This window comes from Novosphingobium sp. BL-S-24 (genome assembly GCF_055521575.1).
In genome coordinates, this window is sequence record NZ_CM145488.1 from 2,269,977 (window position 1) to 2,286,931 (window position 16,955).

Consider the following 16,955-nt stretch of genomic DNA (forward strand, 5'->3'; position numbering starts at 1 on the left):
GGAGCACGTCGCGTGGCGCTGGCGATCGACGCGCTGCGCCATGGCTGGCCCTTGCGCGTCGATGGCGGCGACGTTCTATTGCCTGCGGAAACCGGTTTCGCGCCCGACATCACGGCGCCGCGCATGCTGATCTCCGCCGCTCGGGCCGTAACGCTCAAGCTGGCCAACCAGCGCGACGCTGCGGTCCCCGAAGCGCCGGTGCTCATTCGTGCCGCCGAGGTGTTCGATCTCGACGCGGCACGGGCGGTGGCTGATCCGGCGCTGGACCTTGTGCGGCCGATGAAAGGGCCGTTCATGGCCGAACCGATCGCCGATGTGGACGCTGCCGTCGCCGCCATGGAACTGGCGCGGTTGGCGGGAATCCTGCCCGCGTTTCTTGCGGGGGCGGTCCTCGACGGTGAAGTGCAGGACGTGACGTCGGCCGACCTCCGCGAATGGAAGGACACTCGTCGGCTGGCAATCGCATCGCGCGCGCAGTTGCCGATCGAGGTGTGCGAGAACGCCGAGATCGTCGCCTTCCGCGCGCTGGATGATATGCGCGAACACGTGGCGCTCGTCATCGGGACTCAGGACGGCGATCTCCCCCCGCTGGTTCGTCTGCATTCGGAATGCCTGACCGGGGACATTCTGGGGAGCCTCAAGTGCGATTGCGGTCCACAGCTCAAAGCTGCGCTGAAGGCGATGGCCGCGGAAGCAGAGACAGGTGGCTGGGGCGTGCTGCTCTATCTGCGTCAGGAAGGGCGCGGCATCGGCCTCGTCAACAAGCTGCGCGCCTACCGCCTGCAGGACATGGGGTTTGACACCGTTGACGCCAACAACCGTCTTGGTTTGCCGACCGAAGCCCGCGACTTTCCCGTGGCCGCGCGCATGCTCGACTTGCTGAGCGTCCCGACGATCCGATTGATGACCAACAACCCCGCCAAAGTTGCAGCGCTTCAGGACGTAGGCGTGGACGTGATCGAACGCGTGCCGCACCAGTTGCCGCCCAACCCGCACAATACACGCTATCTCGATACCAAGCGCGACCGGACCGGACATTTGCTCTGATCCTTTCAAACGCGCCGCGAAGGCTTATCTGAGGCGCACGATGCCAGAGCTTCCCGAAGTAGAAACGACCGTACGCGGCCTTACCCGGTTCCTCGATGGCGAGCGTATCGCGCGGGTCGCGGTCAATCGGCTCGATTTGCGCCGTCCGTTTCCGCTCGATCTTGTACAAGTCCTGACCGGTGCTCGGGTGACGGGGCTTGGACGGCGCGCAAAGTATGGTCTCATCCATACCGACCGCGAACAGACGATGGTGTTCCATCTCGGCATGTCGGGGCGGTGGCGGATCGAGCCGGAAGTGCCCGACAAGCACGATCATCTGGTGCTGGAAACGGGGGGCGGCCATGTCTTGGCGCTCAACGACGCGCGCCGGTTCGGATCGGTCGATCTGGTGCCCACCCCCCTGCTGGAGGCATGGGGGCCATTCGCCGCGCTTGGCCCGGAGCCGTTGGGCGATGGATTGACGCCCCAGCATTTGCGGCGCGCGTTCGCCGGGCGCGTCGCACCCATCAAGCAGATGCTGCTGGATCAGACGATCGTCGCAGGTCTTGGCAATATCTACGTATGCGAAGCGCTGTTTCGCGCCGGCATCCGGCCCGACAAAGCGGCAGGGCGCGTGACGTTGCCCGCCTTGAAGCGGCTCGTCCCGTTGATTCGTGACGTGCTCGACGAATCGATCGCTGCCGGGGGATCGACCATCCGCGACTATGCCCAGCCCAACGGGGAACTCGGCTACTTCGCTGCTTCGTGGAAAGTATATGGGCGTGAAGGGGAAGCGTGTTCCTGCGGGGCGCCGGTATTACGCTTCGTGCAGGGCGGACGCAGCACGTTCTGGTGCCGCCAGTGCCAGAAGTAAGGGCCGCTGCGAATCGTCGTTCGGGTTGACGGCAAGGCCCGCCAACTGTAAGGGGCGCGCTTTCCGGCGGGTCCGCTCGCCACAGCAGATTCGTTAGGCATAGGGCCGCCCAGTCACCAGTTGGGGGGCCAGACAGAGGAAATTCGATGGCCAATACGCCGCAAGCACGCAAGCGCATCCGTCGCAACGATCGCCGCGCCGAGATCAATACCAACCGCGTCAGCCGCATCCGTACTTTCGTAAAGAAAGTGGAACTGGCTCTCGATGGTGGCGACAAGACCGGTGCTGCCGAAGCGCTCAAGGCTGCCCAGCCTGAACTGGCTCGCGGCGTGGCTCGCGGCGTGCTTCACAAGAATACGGCTGCGCGCAAGTTGTCGCGCCTGACCAAGCGCGTCGCCGCGCTCTGAGTCGCGCTGCCGATTCGCATTTGCGATGAGCGCCAAGGCTGCTCGTCGCGGGACGAAACAAGAACGGAGCCGGGGTCATCGATCCCGGCTCCGTTCTTGTTTTTGCTGCATCGCAGCAGTGGCGGGCGCAAACCCCAGCAAAACCTGCGATTCGGTTCGCTGCATCGCAGAACCATTTGAAAATAAACGACATTACATTTCAGCGACGCTTTTTGGCGGGTCCTGCTGAGTCAACCGCGATAATTTTATTTATTTGGGGAGTGCCGTCTTGCCTGCAGTGCAAACGCCTACCTAAAAGGATGTCGGCCGGTGCGGAACGGGCCGGGGAAACAGCGCAAGCAATTCGGAACAATGGCCGCGAACAAGCGTTCGCGGTTAGGGGAGGTTTTACCTTTCCGACGTGATGAAGTGTCAGCGTTGAAGGACCTACTTCCGCAGCCACTGTTTGAATTACGCGGATTGGGGGAGTTTCAGCTATGTCGACTACGTCAGCAGGCCATCCTTTCTTGACCCTTTCTCCAATGGTCCAACCGGTCGATCAAGGTGCGAACAGCGTGAACAGGAAGTCCAAGGCGGTGCGAGTAGTGATGGAAGAGGATCAGGAAGCCGTAAACCTGGCGGCGGACTGGGCTGACATCAGCCAGGGCCTGCGCAAGGACTTGGGCCATCAGGCTCACAGCCAGTGGATCCGGCCGATCCAGCCGGGCAATTACTGCAAGGAAACCGGCACGCTCGACCTGTACCTGCCGACCGAATTCTCTGCCAACTGGGTGACGGACCGTTTCGCCGACCGCCTGTCGCTCGCCTGGAAGATCGCCCGCCCCGACGTTCGCCATGTTCGCATCCTCGTCCATCCCGGTCGGCGCCAGTTGCCCGAGCTTCGTCTCGGTTCCGGTGGACGCCCGGCCAGCGCGCCGGCCAACGATTCGGCGCAAGGTTCGCCCGATACACTGGGTGCTGCCCTCGCCGGCGAGTCGTTTGCGTCGCTCGGCCAGGGTCCTGCCGGGATCGATGCCTCGCAGACCTTCACCAGTTTTGTGACCGGTGCATCGAACGTGCTGGCCTGCAACGCTGCGCAGCGCATGTCCGCGATGGAAGCGCCGCAGTTTTCGCCTCTCTATCTCAAGGCCGCGACCGGACAGGGGAAGACGCACCTCCTGCATGCAATCGGCCACGCCTATCTCGCCAGCCATCCCAATGCGCGGATCTTCTACTGTTCGGCCGAACGGTTCATGGTCGAATTCGTGCAGGCGTTGCGCCAGAACCAGATGATCGAGTTCAAGTCGCGCCTTCGTGGGTTCGATCTGCTGCTGGTGGACGACATCCAGTTCATCATCGGCAAGGCGTCCGCGCAGGAAGAGCTGCTCTACACGATCGATGCCCTGCTGCAGGAAGGCAAGCGACTGGTGTTTGCGGCCGACCGGGCACCACAGGCACTGGACGGTGTGGAGCCGCGCCTGCTTTCGCGGTTGTCGATGGGGCTGGTCGCAGACATTCTGCCCGCCGACATCGAACTGCGCCGCTCGATCCTGGAAAGCCGCCTCACGCGCTTCGCCTCGATCGAAGTGCCCGCTGACGTGATCGAATTTCTTGCCCGCACCATCAACCGCAACGTGCGTGAACTGGTGGGCGGCCTCAACAAGCTGATCGCTTATGCGCAGCTGACCGGGCAGGCGGTATCCCTGCAACTCGCGGAAGAGCAGCTGACCGACATTCTGTCGGCCAATCGCCGCCGCATCACCATCGATGAAATCCAGCGCACCGTGTGCCAGTTCTACCGCATCGATCGTACCGAAATGAGTTCGAAGCGCCGCGCCCGTGCGGTGGTCCGTCCGCGTCAGGTTGCGATGTACCTGGCCAAAGTTCTGACGCCGCGCTCATACCCGGAGATCGGGCGCAAGTTCGGCGGACGCGACCATTCCACCGTGATCCACGCGGTCCGTTTGATCGAGGAACTGCGCACCCGCGACGCCGACATGGACGGCGACGTTCGCTCTCTCCTTCGTCAGCTGGAAAGCTGAGTTCTGCCGGGTCATCCCGGCGTTCCACACAGGCTTGTCCACAAGGGCCGGCGGGGCTGACCTCGCCGGTCGTTTGGCGTCTGTGTCGTTCGCCGCGGTAATCGCACTTGAGCGGTGCTTAACTTTTCAGAAGTTCCAACTATATACCCGTCGTTCGATCGCCCTTGTCCGTTATCGTCGTTGAGAGGCGTTCGCCCGATGCGTTTTTACCGAGCTACCGCGTTTCTGTTTCCGGATAGCTATGAACGGCGCATTTTGCTGGTTTGCTTCGGGGCCGTGCATATCCCGTTGATCGCCTGCATCGCCCTGCAGGCAGCGACCGGTGAGTGGGAATTGACCACTCTTCTGACATTGCTGGTGGCCACGCTGATCGGGTCGGTGCTTGGCCTGTTTGCAATTCATGCCCTGCTCGCACCCATTGGTGAGGCGACAGCGATGCTTCAGGCAGTCCAGCGGGGAGAACGCATTGCCGATGTCCCCCAAGGCGGCAATGACCTGGTCGGGCGTCTGTTCAAGGGCGTTGCGGCGGCCGCCAACGACACGGCAACGCGGATAGAGCAACTGATCGACGCTGCCGAGCGCGATCCACTCACCGGCCTGCTCAACCGTCGCGGCTTCAAGGAAGCGGTCCAGCCATTGCTCGGCGCACGGCGTGAAGGCGTGCTGGCGCTGATCGATATCGATCATTTCAAGTCGATCAACGATCGCTTCGGGCACGATGCCGGTGATGCGCTGCTGAAGGCATTGGCGCGGGGGATCGAAGGGCATCTGCGCCGTCAGGACGTGGTGGCGCGCTGGGGCGGTGAGGAGTTCGCCGTCCTGCTCCCGGATACCGACCTTGAATCAGCCCGCCTCGTTCTGGAGCGGCTCTGTGTCAGCACTGCCGAGGGGCGGTGGGCGGGTCTGGCCGATCGCATCGTCACGCTATCAGGCGGACTGGCGCCTGTGCGCAGCTTTGCTGATCTGGACGAGGCCACGCGGCTTGCGGATGCGGCGCTTTACGAATCGAAAGATGCTGGCCGCAATCAGGTGCGCGTCGCCCAGCGATGAGAACCTCGCATCCGCCTTTGCCGCTTCACCCGGCATGGCTGTTGCTGTAGGCGCACAGGCATGATTCCAGCCACCTACGCCCAGGCCGCGTTTCGCGGCATCCGCTTTCGCTGCCCGCGGTGCGAGCAGGGAAGCCTGTTCCGGCAATGGCTGAAACCGCGTGATCGGTGCCCGGTCTGTGCGCTCGATCTGACTCCGCAACGGGCGGATGATTTCCCGGCCTACATCGCCATGATCGTGACCGGCCACCTGATGGCCCCGCTGATCATCGCGTTGTCGCTGGATTTCGAACTGGGGCCGGTGGCGATGATGGCGATCCTGGTGCCGCTCGCGCTGGTGATGATGCTGGGCATGCTGCAACCGGCCAAAGGCGCAGTGATCTCCACCCAGTGGTGGTTCGGCATGCACGGGTTTGTAAAGGAACGGCTGCCCGATGACGTGCCCGGCGGGCCGGAACCGCGATCGTGATACCCGCCGATCGGCTGGGGCGGTTCGCTCGCCATATCGTGCTGCCCGAAGTCGGCGGCGCGGGGCAGGTGGCGCTGGCGAACGCGCATGTCGTGCTTGTCGGCTGCGGCGGGATCGGCAGTCCTGCGCTTCAGTACCTCGCCGCAGCCGGCATAGGGCGGCTGACACTGGTGGACGATGACGTAGTCGACATCAGCAACCTTCAGCGTCAGACGATTTACACGCCATCGGATGTCGGCAGGCCCAAGGCGGAAGCGGCGGCCGAATGGGTGCGGCGTTTTGATCTTGGCCTTGAGGTGGCTCCCGTCATGGCGCGGCTGGGGGATGACAACGCGCAAGCGGTCCTTTCCGGCGCGACCGTGGTACTCGATGGCTGTGACAATTTCGCGACTCGCCTGACGGTGTCGGACGCCTGCGTCGCGCTTGGTATACCGCTGACCAGCGCGGCAATCGGGCGGTTTCAGGGCCAGGTCGCGAACTTTGCCGGGCACCTTGATGGACAGGCCTGCTACCGCTGCTTCGTGGGCGATGCCTTCGATGCGGTAGACTGCGATACTTGTGCAGCCGATGGCGTGCTGGGGGCGATGGTCGGGATGGTCGGCACCTTTGCCGCCATGCACGCGATGCGGGTGGTGATGGCGGGACATGCCGCGTTCGGCGAGCCGCAGTTCGGGACCCTTCAGTTGATCGACGGGCTGGCGCCATCCATGCGCCCCTTGCGGATTGCCAAGGACCCCGCCTGCAAAGGCTGCGCGCAGCCGCGATAGGCTAATCGTCCAGCAATTCCGCCACCCAGGCCGGGACGATTCGCGTTGCCGGGCCATGGCGCGCCTCGTCGAACCACCGCGTGCCCTGACTGGCTTCAAGGTTGAGTTCCAACGTCCGGGCGCCCAGATCACGCGCGTTGCGCACGAAGCCCGCCGCCGGGTAGACCGCACCCGACGTGCCGATCGACACGAACAGGTCTGCATCTTCCAACGCTGCGAAAATCTCGTCCATGCGGTACGGCATTTCGCCGAACCAGACGACGTCGGGCCGCAGAGCCGCCGTCCCGCATTCCGGACAGGCGGGCCGGTCGATGAGCGTTCCCGTCCAGGGGGAACGCACGTCGCAGGCCGTGCACCAGGCGTTGAGATGCTCGCCGTGCATGTGCAGGACGCGCTGGGCGCCTGCCCGTTCGTGCAGGTCATCGACGTTCTGCGTCACGATCAGCAGGTCCCGACCATCGCCGCGCCATTTCCGATCGAGCCGGGCCAGCGCTTCATGCGCGGCATTGGGATGCTTCGTCTGGATCGCCTCGCGCCGCATGTCGTAGAAGCGTAAAACCAGCTCGGGATCACGCTCGAACGCTTCGGGTGTGGCCACATCCTCAACCCGGTGCTGCTCCCAAAGGCCGCCTTCGGCGCGGAAGGTATCGATGCCGCTTTCGGCGGAAATCCCTGCGCCGGTCAGGATGACGATCTTGCGGATTGTGCTCATGCCTCATCATAGCCGCGTGGTCGCGCTTGTCGAACGGGCGTCTTTACGCCATTCGCGGGGACGGGCAATTGAGCGGACGGAGACAAGGGCGTGGCACGAATCGGTATCATCGGCAGCCAGGGCCGGATGGGTCAGGCGATCGCGGCGGCCATTGCCGATGCCGGTGAGGATCTGGCGGGCGGCGTGGACCAGGGCGGCGACGTTTCGGACGTGGCAGGCAAGGCTGACATCCTGATCGACTTCTCCAGTCCGGCAGCGCTCGAAGGTAATCTCGAAGCGGCCATCGATGCAGGGCTGCCGATCATCATCGGCACGACAGGACTGGAGGAGCGCCATCACTGGCTGATCGATGCCGCCGCAGAGTCGATCCCTGTTTTGCAGACGGGCAATACCTCGCTCGGCGTCACGCTCCTCGCTCATCTTGTACGGGAGGCGGCGTCACGACTGGGAGAGGATTGGGATATCGAGATCGTCGAAACTCACCACCGCATGAAAGTGGATGCGCCTTCCGGTACGGCGACTCTGCTGGGCGAAGCGGCTGCAGCGGGCAGGGACGTAACGCTATCCCAGGCGGCGGTTCGGGGACGCGACGGCATCACCGGCAAGCGCGAGGCGGGGACGATCGGCTTCGCCTCGCTGCGTGGTGGCTCGGTCGCAGGCGACCACACCGTCCATTTCCTGGCGGACAACGAACGGCTGTCGCTGTCGCATCTCGCCGAAAATCGCGGGATCTTCGCGCGGGGAGCGGTCAAGGCGGCGCAATGGCTGATCGGCCGGAAGCCGGGCCGCTACACAATGCCGGAAGTTCTGGGGCTATAGGACGCAGCCGGTGAAGAAAGCCGACATCTTCGAATTCTTCCGACGTCTGGCAGAGGCGAATCCATCGCCTGAGACGGAACTGGAATTCGGCAATACCTACCAGCTGCTGGTGGCGGTGACGCTGTCGGCCCAGTCCACCGATGTCGGTGTCAACAAGGCGACGCGTGCGCTGTTCCGCGAGGTGAAGACCCCGGCGCAGATGATCGAATTGGGGGAGGAAGGGCTGAAGCAGCATATCAAGACCATTGGCCTGTTCAATTCCAAGGCCAAGAACGTCATCGCCCTTTCGCAGATTTTGGTGGATCGGCATGGCGGTGAGGTGCCGGCAGACCGTGATGCCCTGGTCGAACTGCCGGGAGTTGGGCGCAAGACGGCCAACGTGGTGATGAACTGCGCCTTCGGTGCGGAGACCTTTGCGGTCGATACGCATATCTTCCGCGTGGGCAATCGCACCGGTCTTGCCAAGGGCAAGACCCCGCTCGCCGTCGAACTGCAGTTGGAAAAAAAGGTGCCTCAACCGTTCCGGGTCGGCGCACATCACTGGCTGATCCTGCACGGTCGGTACATCTGCAAGGCGCGCACGCCGGAGTGTTGGCGGTGCCCGGTCGTGGACTTGTGCGCGTACAAGCCCAAGACGTTGGAAAAGGGCGTCAAAAAAGCGGTTTGATCAAGGCTGAGGAGGTGGAACTCCGTCTTGAAGTCAGGGTTGGATGAGCAGACAGTCGTCTGGATTCGTCTTGCCAGACGCTTCGAGAGGATACCGCCATGAACAAAGGTGCCGCCGCAGTCCTGTTGCTCTCTCCCCTTGCATTGACCGCCTGCTCACAGGGCGAAATGGGCCAGACCTCGAACGCCATGTCCGCAGTCACGCCTGCTGCCGAAGTCATTGGCAAGCCGCTGGATTGCCTTCCCATCACTCAATTCTCCAACACGCGTATTCGCGATGACCAGACGATCGACTTCATGAGCGGCGCGGGCGGCAGGGTGTGGCGCGTGACGCTACCGAACAAGTGCAACGGGCTGCGCTCGGCGAACACGTTCACCTATGAAACCTCTCTGACACAGCTGTGTCGGCAGGACATTATCTACCCGCTTCAGCAGCTTGGAAATCAGTGGCAGCGGATGGGCGGTTGTGGGATGGGACCGTTCGTGCCGGTGAAGCTGGCGAAGTAAGCGGCGTCAGGCGGGCACCGGATCTGCGTCGTCGTGCGCGCCGCCGCTGATCGCAGAGATCACCGTAGCGCAGACGAGATCGCCGATGACGTTCAGCGTCGTCCGGCACATGTCGAGGAAGCGGTCGACACCGATGATCAGGCCGATGCCTTCGGGCGGAACGCCGACGCTGCCCAGGATCAGCGCCACGACTGGCAGCGACCCCGCTGGCACGCCCGCGGTGCCGATACCGGCAAGGATGCAGATCACCATCACATAGAGCTGCTGGCTCAGCGACAATTCCACACCGAAGAACTGCGCCAGGAAGATCACCGTCACGCCTTCGAACATGGCCGTGCCGTTCTGATTGGCGGTGGCCCCGATCGTCAGCACGAAGCGAGCGACGCGGTTCGGCAATTTCAGTTCCTCGTCCGCAACGCGCAGCGATGTTGGCAGCGTGGCGTTGGAGCTGGCGGTGGAGAAGGCCAGTACGCTGACCTCGCGGGTTTGCTTGAAAAACGCGATCGGGCTTTTGCGGGCCACTAAAGCCAGCAGCGCCGGATAGACGCCGAACATCTGCAGTCCCAGCGCCAGCAGGACCACGCCAACGAACGCCGCCAGCTTGCCCAGCAGGTCCCACCCGAATTGGGCAGACAGGTTGAACATGAAGCAGAAGATCGCGATCGGGGCGAGCTGGATGACGATACCGATCAGCTTCATCGCGACTTCGAAGATGCCCTCGATCGCTCCTTTCAGGGTCTGCGTGCTCGGCGTGGTCACCAGCAGCAAGCCAATCCCGAAGAACAGCGCAAAAAACATAACAGCAAGAATGTCGTTGTTGCTCATCGCGGTGACGACGTTGGACGGCACCAGCGCCAGCACCGCATCCACGCCCGACGCGGCCTTGGTGGAGGACTGCAGAATGCTGCCTGCCGAATCCGCACCTTTGGCCAGCAGGTCCTGCGCCGCCTGACGGTCTACCCCGTCACCCGGACGGATCGTGTTGACGACCAGCAGGCTGATGGCGACGGCGATCCCGGAGACGACGAACGTGTAGATCAGCGTTGCCACGCCCACTTTTCGCAAGGCGCTGATCTCGCCCATCTCGGCGATACCGATCACCAGCGCGGAAAACAGCAGCGGCAGTACGAGCATGAACAGCAGCCGAAGGAAGATTTGCCCGATGGGCATCGTCACATAGGCGATCAGCGTCGAAACCCAGGCGGCATCGCGCGCAAACGTATACGCCAGCAGCCCGGCGGTAAGCCCTGCGACGAACCCGATCAGGATGCGCCATTGCAGGCGGCTATGGCCCTTGTCGGCCTTTGCCGTGTCCGGCTGCGGTTCGATCGTTTGCGACATGAAGGGGTATTTCTCCGGAAGTGGCGCGCAAGGTCGCAAGCGAGGGCGTTATTGTCCAGCGTTCAGCGCGGCATGCGTGACGCGGGCATAGATCCGGACCAATGCCTCAAGGTCGGCGATGGCCACGGCCTCGTCCCGCTTGTGCATCGTCGCGTTGCACAGGCCGAACTCGATCACTGGCGACAGGTCCTTGAGAAACCGCGCGTCCGAGGTGCCGCCGCTGGTCGATAGTTCCGGCTCGATGCCGGTTTCGGCGGTGATCGCTTCCGCCAGCATGGCCGAGAACGCTCCGGGCTGAGTCAAAAATGCTTCGCCCGAGATGACTGCGCGTGCCGTGCCGCCATGCGTGCGGGCGATCTCGCTGACGCGGTCGGCCAGCGCCTGCCCCGTGTGCAGATCGTTGAAGCGGATCGAGATTCGTGCAGCGGCGCTGGCGGGAATGACGTTGGTGGCGGGGTTGCCGCACGAAAGGTCCGTCACTTCAAGGTTGCTGGCCTGGAACCAGTCGGTCCCTTCGTCCAGCGTGATGGCCTTCAAATCGGCCAGCATGGCTATCAGCCGGGTGATGGGATTGTCGGCAAGGTGAGGGTAGGCGACATGCCCCTGCACGCCGTCTACGGTCAGCCAGATATTGACCGAACCGCGCCGCCCGACTTTCATCATGTCGCCCAGGCGGTTCACCGAGGTCGGCTCGCCCACCAGGCACAGGTCGGGAATGTCGCCACGCTCACGCATCAGGTCGATGAGGGCGAGCGTGCCGAACCGGGCCGGGCCTTCTTCGTCGCCGGTGATCACGAAGCTGATCGTCCCGGCATCGGCGGGCAATTGCGCCACGGCGGCGACCATTGCCGCGATCGAGCCTTTCATGTCCACCGCACCGCGACCATAGAGCAGTTCGCCCCGCCGCTCCGGAAGGAACGGGGCGCTGGTCCAGCCATCGCCCGGCGGCACGACATCGAGATGACCGGCGAATGCGAAATGCCGCGATCCCGCTGGTCCGCGTCGTATCGCAAACAGGTTTTCAACCGGCCCATCCGGCGCCTCGCCTGCCAGGAAGCGAGTGACGTCGAAGCCAAGCGGGGCAAGCTGCGCTTCGAGGCAATCGAACACCGATCCGGTGGCGGGCGTCACGCTGGGGCACGCCATCAGCGCTTCGGCGAGTTCGACGACACTTGCGGACACCGCGTTTGCGGAGGAAGAAAGGCTTTCAGACATAAGTCCGCGCCATCGCACAGCGACCCGGATAAGACCATAGGGAGCCAGCGCCACCATGCCAAAGCTCGACATAGAAGCGGTCCCCCAATCCAATGCCACCGGCTATCCACCGCCCTTCGACGCAGCGGTGCAGGGGCGGTGGTGGCGTCGGCTGGCGCATGTGGGCGGTCTGACTGAACTGGGTGCAAGCCATGTCATGCTCAAGCCGGGCGGCTGGTCCAGCCAGCGGCACTGGCATGACGAGGAAGACGAACTGCTGATCATGCTCACCGGCGAGGCTGTGCTGGTCGAAGACGCGGTCGATGGTGGGGACGGGCGAACCTTGCTCCGCCCTGGCGACGTCTGCGCCTGGCCGAAAGGCGTCACCAACGGCCGTCATCTCATCAATGAGAGCGAGGCTGATTGCAGCTTCATCGCGGTGAGCGCGGGCAATCGTAACGGCACCGGCGGCTATGCAGACATCGATATGACGTTTGGCCCCGAAGGATATTCTCGCAAGGATGGCACGCCCTATGGCACGCGGCGGCCCGATTGATGGCGGCGTCTGGATTCCCCGCCTGATCAGACCCATATTCGCGATCAAAGGAGTTTCTTGATGACCGACAAGATCCAGTTGACCGACGAGCAATGGCGCGAGCGCCTCTCCCCTGAGCAGTTTCATGTCCTGCGCGAAGCCGGGACCGAGCGTGCGTTCACCGGAAAGTACGAGAGGAACAAGCAGGAAGGCGTATATACCTGCGCCGGATGCGGTGCGCCGCTGTTTTCGTCCGATACCAAGTACAATTCTGGCTCGGGCTGGCCAAGCTACACCGCCCCGCTGGGCGATGACGCCGTGGAAGCTCATCGGGACGTGTCGCACGGCATGGAGCGGATCGAGGTGAAATGCGCAAAATGCGAAGGCCATCTGGGCCACGTATTCCCGGACGGACCGGGGCCGGAGGGCCTGCGCTACTGCATCAACAGCGCCTCGCTGGACTTCAAACCGGAAGACTAAGCGTGTCGGCGGCGGGAGTTATGTTCACCTCGGGTTACAAATCGGCCTGCAAGGTGTAGGAGCGACCGGACACGTTCGTCCTATATCGGGGTTTGCACCGTACCCATGGCCAATAATTCCGGCCGCAGCCGCGCACCGCGCGGCGCATCTTCACAGCCTGAGCGCAAGCCCCTGTGGCGCCGCATCGTGCGCGGCATCTTCATATGGGGAACCGCGCTCGCGCTGCTGGGGGCCATCTTCCTCGGCACCGCCGTGTTCTTCACCATGCGTGAACTGCCGGACTACGGCGCGCTGAAAAGCAGCCAGAACGGCCAGATGATCGTCGTTCGCGCGCGTGACGGGCGCGAGTTGGTGTCACTGGGGCCAAGCTATGGCAAGTGGCTGAATTACAATGAAATCCCGCCGATCATGCGCGATGCGCTCGTATCGGTGGAAGATCGCCGTTTCCGCGACCATCCGGGCATCGATCCCATCGGTCTGGCGCGGGCGGTCTACGTATCGTTCACCACCGATAGCCGGGCGCGGGCGACGTCCACGATCACGCAGCAGCTGGCGCGCAACATCTTCCTCAACAACAGCCGTTCGTTCACCCGCAAGGCGCGAGAAATGGTGCTGGCACTGGCGCTGGAGCGCAAGTTCTCCAAGGATCAGATTCTCGAGCTGTACCTGAACAAGGTGTATTTCGGCGGCGGAGCCTATGGCGTCGACGCGGCCAGCCGCAAATTCTTCGGGCACCCCGGGACCGAGCTCTCCACCGCTGAGGCCGCGATCATCGCGGGCCTGGTAAAGGCTCCATCCAACTATTCGCCCACCGCTGACGTCGAAGCAGCGATCGGGCGCGGCAAAGTGGTGCTGGGCCTGATGGCGCGCGAAGGCGTCATCACGCGGGATGAAGCGGACTCAGTCGATTTCACGAACGTCAGTGTCGCCAAGGAAAAGGGCCAGAACTCGGTCCGCTACTTCACCGACTGGGCGCTGCCGCAACTCGATATGCTGCTGCCTGAGAACAACGAGCCGATCGAGGTCTGGACGACGCTTGACGTTGCCATGCAGAACGCGGCGACCACGGCCGTCGATGCCAATGTGCCCAAGGGCGCACAGGGCGCGCTGGTCAGCCTTGATCGCGACGGTGCGGTGCTGGCGATGGTCGGCGGTACCGACTACGTGAACTCGAACTACAACCGCGCTACCAGCGCGTTGCGTCAACCGGGTTCCGCCTGGAAACTGTTCGTCTATCTCGCCGCGCTGGAGGCCGGATATACGCCGGAGGACCGCGTAGTGGACGAACCGGTCACGATCGGCGGCTGGAGCCCGCAGAACGCCGGACGCAATTTTGCCGGCCCGATCGATATCCGCACCGCCTTCGCCTATTCCAAGAACACGATCGCGGCCAAGCTGGGCAATGAGGTAGGCTTCGGTACGGTTGCCAGCATGGCGCGCCGGTTCGGGATCAGCACTCAGATCAACACCAAGCCGGCAATGGTTCTGGGCACGTCCGAAGTGCGGGTGATCGACATGACCCGCGCCTTCGCGGCGGTTTCGGCGGGCGGAACGTCAGTAGAGCCATACGGCATCCTGAAGGTCACGACCACGTCGGGCGATGTGCTGTACGAACACAAGTCTGCCGTGGGTCAGGTGCTGGTGCCGCCGTTCGTCGCTGCCGGCATCACCGACCTGCTTCAGACGGCTGTGGCCACCGGTACTGGCCGGGCGGCGCAGATCGGCCGACCGGTCGCAGGCAAGACCGGCACCACCAGTTCCAGCAAGGACGGTTGGTTCCTTGGCTTTTCCAGTGGCATCACCACTGGCGTCTGGATGGGCCGTGACGACGCGAAGGCGGTCGGCGGCCTGTCGGGCGGCCATGCACCTGCGCGCGCGTTTGCAGCTTATATGAAGGTCGCCGTCGCCAAGCGCCCTGTTGAACAGTTCAACACCCAGCTGAAACTGCCGGAATGGCAGTTGGAGCCCGACGACGAGCAGATGCAGGGGAACCCTGACGACTATTACTACACGGATGAGAACGGCAATCTGGTTCGTCCTGACAATGGTCCCGGCGTCAACGATCGTCCGCGCTATGAGGACGGGACGTATGGGCAGATGCCGGATGCAGGGGTGGTTCCCGATTATGGCCCTGACGGTCCACCTGCCGCAGCCAACGATGATTTCCTCGATCGCGCAACAGGGCGGGGCGATCAGGACCCGCGCATGCGTCAAGGGCAGGGGCCTAGCTATCCGCAGCAGATGCGGCCCGGCCAGGGTCCGGGTGGGCCTCGCCCCGCACCTGTCCCTCGACCGACCCGGCCACCGGTGATCGAGTACTGAACCCCAGGCGATCTGCCTCAGCGTCAGACAATAAAAAGGCCCGCCGGAATTGCTTCCGGCGGGCCTTTTTATTGTTGAGGGCGCGTTGCTTAACGCATGCGAACCGGCACAAATGTAGCGGGCTGACCGCGCGGCTGGACGCGCAGAAGGATCGCCGTCCGCCCTTCACCCTTAGCGGCGGTGACGGCGGCAGTCAGTTCGGCCTGAGTGCTTACCGGCTTGCCGTTCGCTTCCAACAGAATGAACCCACGCGCGAAACCCTTTTGGCCCGCATCCGAGTTAGGATCGACGGCTACGATCACGAGTCCCCTGGTGCCGTCCGTCGCGCCGAGCTGGCGGGCGATCTGGGGCGTCAGCGGGGTTACCGAAAGGCCGAGCGACTTTTCGACAATGCCCTGCTGCTGCGGGGTGGACGGGCTGTTGAAGGCATCGTCATCCTGCGTGCCGCTCGGATCGAAGGACTGCGACAGCTCTTCCTCGCTCGGGCGCTTGGCGATCGTGACGTTGAGCGTCTGGCGGCGGCCATTGCGCAGCACCTCGATCGGGATGCGCTTGCCCGGCGCGATATTGGCGACAAGGTAGGACAGGTTCTGGTCGCGCGTCACTTCCTTGCCATCGACCTTCATGACGACGTCGCCGGCCTGAATGCCGCCGGTCGCCGCCGCACCGCCAGGCTCGACCATCTGGATGAATTCGCCCTTGTTATGGGCGATACCGAGCGAATCGGCTAGATCCTCGTTGATCGGCTGGATACGCACGCCAAGATATCCGCGCTCGATCGCCTCACCCTTGATGAGCTTTTGCACGATCGGCGACGCGGTTTCGGCGGGAATCGCGAAACCGATGCCCACGCTGCCACCCGTCGGCGAGAAGATGGCGTTATTGATGCCGATCACTTGGCCCTTCATGTCGAAGAGCGGGCCGCCCGAGTTGCCCCGGTTGATCGAAGCGTCGGTTTGCAGATAACGGTCGTAGGCGCCGCCGGACTGCGTGTTGCGGTAGACAGCGGAAACGATACCGGCGGTTACGGTGCCGCCCAGGCCGAACGGGTTACCGATCGCGACGACCCAGTCACCCACGCGTGCATTGCTGCTGTCACCGAACTTGACGAACGGCAGCGATTTCTTGGCGTCGATCTTGAGAACCGCAAGGTCGGAAGCCGCATCCTTGCCCACAAGCTTCGCCGGGTATTCGGTGCCGTCCGGCATAGTGACGGTGATCGATTCGACCTGGCCCTTGCCATCGGCGGTGATGACGTGGTTGTTGGTCACCACATAGCCGTCGGCCGATACCAGGAATCCTGAACCCAGGGACTGTGCCTCACGCGTTTGCGGAGCGCCGCTGCCGCCGCCCTGTCCACCAAACAGCCCTTCGAACGGAGTGCCAGCGAAAGGATTGGCGCCACCACCCTGCACTTGCACCTTTTGCCGGGTGGAAATGTTGACGACTGCGGGGGCCAACTGCGCCGTCAGGTCCGCGAAGCTGGAGGGAGCGCCGGCGCGCGGCACCACCCGCGACATTTCGCTGGATTCGTTCTGAGCCACCTGCGCACCCGCGGGGTAGCCGGTCACTAGCGTTGCAGTGGCGCCTCCAAGCAGGAGCGCGCTGGTCAATCCATAAGCGTATCGCACGGGCTTCACGTCCTTTGGTTCCTCCGTATCGGCGGTGCTGCGTCACCATCCGTCAAGTTCGGGCCGATTGTGAGGCCCGGTGAGCTTAACCGGATTTGAATGGCGCCGGTGGGCCGTTTTTTCGGGTTGCGATCG

General features: G+C 63.4%; 17 protein-coding genes. 13 read left to right on the plus strand and 4 right to left on the minus strand.

Going from position 1 to position 16,955, the window contains the following annotated elements; translation table 11 throughout:
- Positions 1-12 precede the first annotated feature (12 nt).
- From ribA to ACZ1JM_RS16325, 7 genes are all read left to right on the plus strand, one after another.
- Positions 13-1,047 (plus strand): GTP cyclohydrolase II, encoded by a 1,035-nt coding sequence (gene ribA / locus ACZ1JM_RS16295; protein ID WP_465133400.1) that lies wholly within the window; start codon positions 13-15, stop codon positions 1,045-1,047.
- A gap of 40 nt (positions 1,048-1,087) precedes the next feature.
- Positions 1,088-1,900: a bifunctional DNA-formamidopyrimidine glycosylase/DNA-(apurinic or apyrimidinic site) lyase gene (mutM, locus tag ACZ1JM_RS16300; RefSeq protein WP_465133401.1), complete on the plus strand. Its 813-nt coding sequence runs from the start codon at positions 1,088-1,090 to the stop codon at positions 1,898-1,900.
- Positions 1,901-2,046: 146 nt separating this feature from the next.
- Positions 2,047-2,307, plus strand: a complete 261-nt coding sequence (gene rpsT / locus ACZ1JM_RS16305; protein ID WP_465133402.1) for a 30S ribosomal protein S20 — start codon at positions 2,047-2,049, stop codon at positions 2,305-2,307.
- Positions 2,308-2,894: 587 nt separating this feature from the next.
- Positions 2,895-4,328 (plus strand): chromosomal replication initiator protein DnaA, encoded by a 1,434-nt coding sequence (dnaA, locus tag ACZ1JM_RS16310; RefSeq protein WP_465135108.1) that lies wholly within the window; start codon positions 2,895-2,897, stop codon positions 4,326-4,328.
- 198 nt (positions 4,329-4,526) lie between these two features.
- On the plus strand, positions 4,527-5,378 hold the full coding sequence (locus ACZ1JM_RS16315) for a GGDEF domain-containing protein (protein WP_465133403.1): 852 nt from the start codon (positions 4,527-4,529) through the stop codon (positions 5,376-5,378).
- A gap of 60 nt (positions 5,379-5,438) precedes the next feature.
- Complete coding sequence (locus tag ACZ1JM_RS16320; RefSeq protein WP_465133404.1) at positions 5,439-5,846, plus strand: DUF983 domain-containing protein; 408 nt, start codon at positions 5,439-5,441, stop codon at positions 5,844-5,846.
- Complete coding sequence (locus tag ACZ1JM_RS16325) at positions 5,840-6,613, plus strand: HesA/MoeB/ThiF family protein (RefSeq protein WP_465135109.1); 774 nt, start codon at positions 5,840-5,842, stop codon at positions 6,611-6,613. Before ACZ1JM_RS16320 ends, ACZ1JM_RS16325 begins: the two co-directional genes overlap by 7 nt.
- 1 nt (position 6,614) lies before the next feature.
- Here ACZ1JM_RS16325 and ACZ1JM_RS16330 read toward each other — a convergent pair whose 3' ends face one another.
- Complete coding sequence (locus tag ACZ1JM_RS16330) at positions 6,615-7,325, minus strand: NAD-dependent deacylase (protein ID WP_465133405.1); 711 nt, start codon at positions 7,323-7,325, stop codon at positions 6,615-6,617.
- 90 nt (positions 7,326-7,415) lie between these two features.
- On the opposite strand from ACZ1JM_RS16330, the gene dapB reads away from it, so the two are divergent.
- The 3 genes from dapB (at position 7,416) to ACZ1JM_RS16345 (ending at position 9,317) form a co-directional block, all read left to right on the plus strand.
- Positions 7,416-8,144, plus strand: a complete 729-nt coding sequence (gene dapB, locus ACZ1JM_RS16335; protein ID WP_465133406.1) for a 4-hydroxy-tetrahydrodipicolinate reductase — start codon at positions 7,416-7,418, stop codon at positions 8,142-8,144.
- Positions 8,145-8,154: 10 nt separating this feature from the next.
- The gene (gene nth, locus ACZ1JM_RS16340; protein WP_465133407.1) at positions 8,155-8,811 is read left to right on the plus strand and encodes an endonuclease III; all 657 of its coding nucleotides are present in this window, start codon (positions 8,155-8,157) and stop codon (positions 8,809-8,811) included.
- A gap of 98 nt (positions 8,812-8,909) precedes the next feature.
- Entirely contained in the window at positions 8,910-9,317 is a 408-nt protein-coding gene (locus ACZ1JM_RS16345) for a hypothetical protein (protein WP_465133408.1), read from the plus strand.
- Between the two features lie 6 nt (positions 9,318-9,323).
- Here ACZ1JM_RS16345 and ACZ1JM_RS16350 read toward each other — a convergent pair whose 3' ends face one another.
- Positions 9,324-10,658, minus strand: a complete 1,335-nt coding sequence (locus ACZ1JM_RS16350) for a dicarboxylate/amino acid:cation symporter (RefSeq protein WP_465133409.1) — start codon at positions 10,656-10,658, stop codon at positions 9,324-9,326.
- 48 nt (positions 10,659-10,706) lie between these two features.
- Positions 10,707-11,804 (minus strand): succinyl-diaminopimelate desuccinylase, encoded by a 1,098-nt coding sequence (dapE, locus tag ACZ1JM_RS16355; RefSeq protein WP_465135110.1) that lies wholly within the window; start codon positions 11,802-11,804, stop codon positions 10,707-10,709.
- A gap of 124 nt (positions 11,805-11,928) precedes the next feature.
- Between dapE and ACZ1JM_RS16360 the strand changes: the two genes are divergently transcribed.
- From ACZ1JM_RS16360 to ACZ1JM_RS16370, 3 genes are all read left to right on the plus strand, one after another.
- Positions 11,929-12,408 carry a cupin domain-containing protein gene (locus tag ACZ1JM_RS16360; RefSeq protein ID WP_465133410.1) on the plus strand — a complete coding sequence of 160 codons (480 nt, stop codon included), beginning with the start codon at positions 11,929-11,931 and terminating at the stop codon, positions 12,406-12,408.
- A 60-nt stretch (positions 12,409-12,468) separates the two neighbouring features.
- A complete protein-coding gene (gene msrB, locus ACZ1JM_RS16365; RefSeq protein ID WP_465133411.1) occupies positions 12,469-12,867 on the plus strand; it encodes a peptide-methionine (R)-S-oxide reductase MsrB in 399 nt (132 codons plus the stop codon).
- 105 nt (positions 12,868-12,972) lie between these two features.
- A complete protein-coding gene (locus tag ACZ1JM_RS16370; RefSeq protein WP_465133412.1) occupies positions 12,973-15,189 on the plus strand; it encodes a transglycosylase domain-containing protein in 2,217 nt (738 codons plus the stop codon).
- Between the two features lie 89 nt (positions 15,190-15,278).
- Here the strand turns inward: ACZ1JM_RS16370 and ACZ1JM_RS16375 are convergent, their stop codons facing one another.
- Positions 15,279-16,820 carry a Do family serine endopeptidase gene (locus ACZ1JM_RS16375; protein WP_465135111.1) on the minus strand — a complete coding sequence of 514 codons (1,542 nt, stop codon included), beginning with the start codon at positions 16,818-16,820 and terminating at the stop codon, positions 15,279-15,281.
- Positions 16,821-16,955 lie beyond the last annotated feature (135 nt).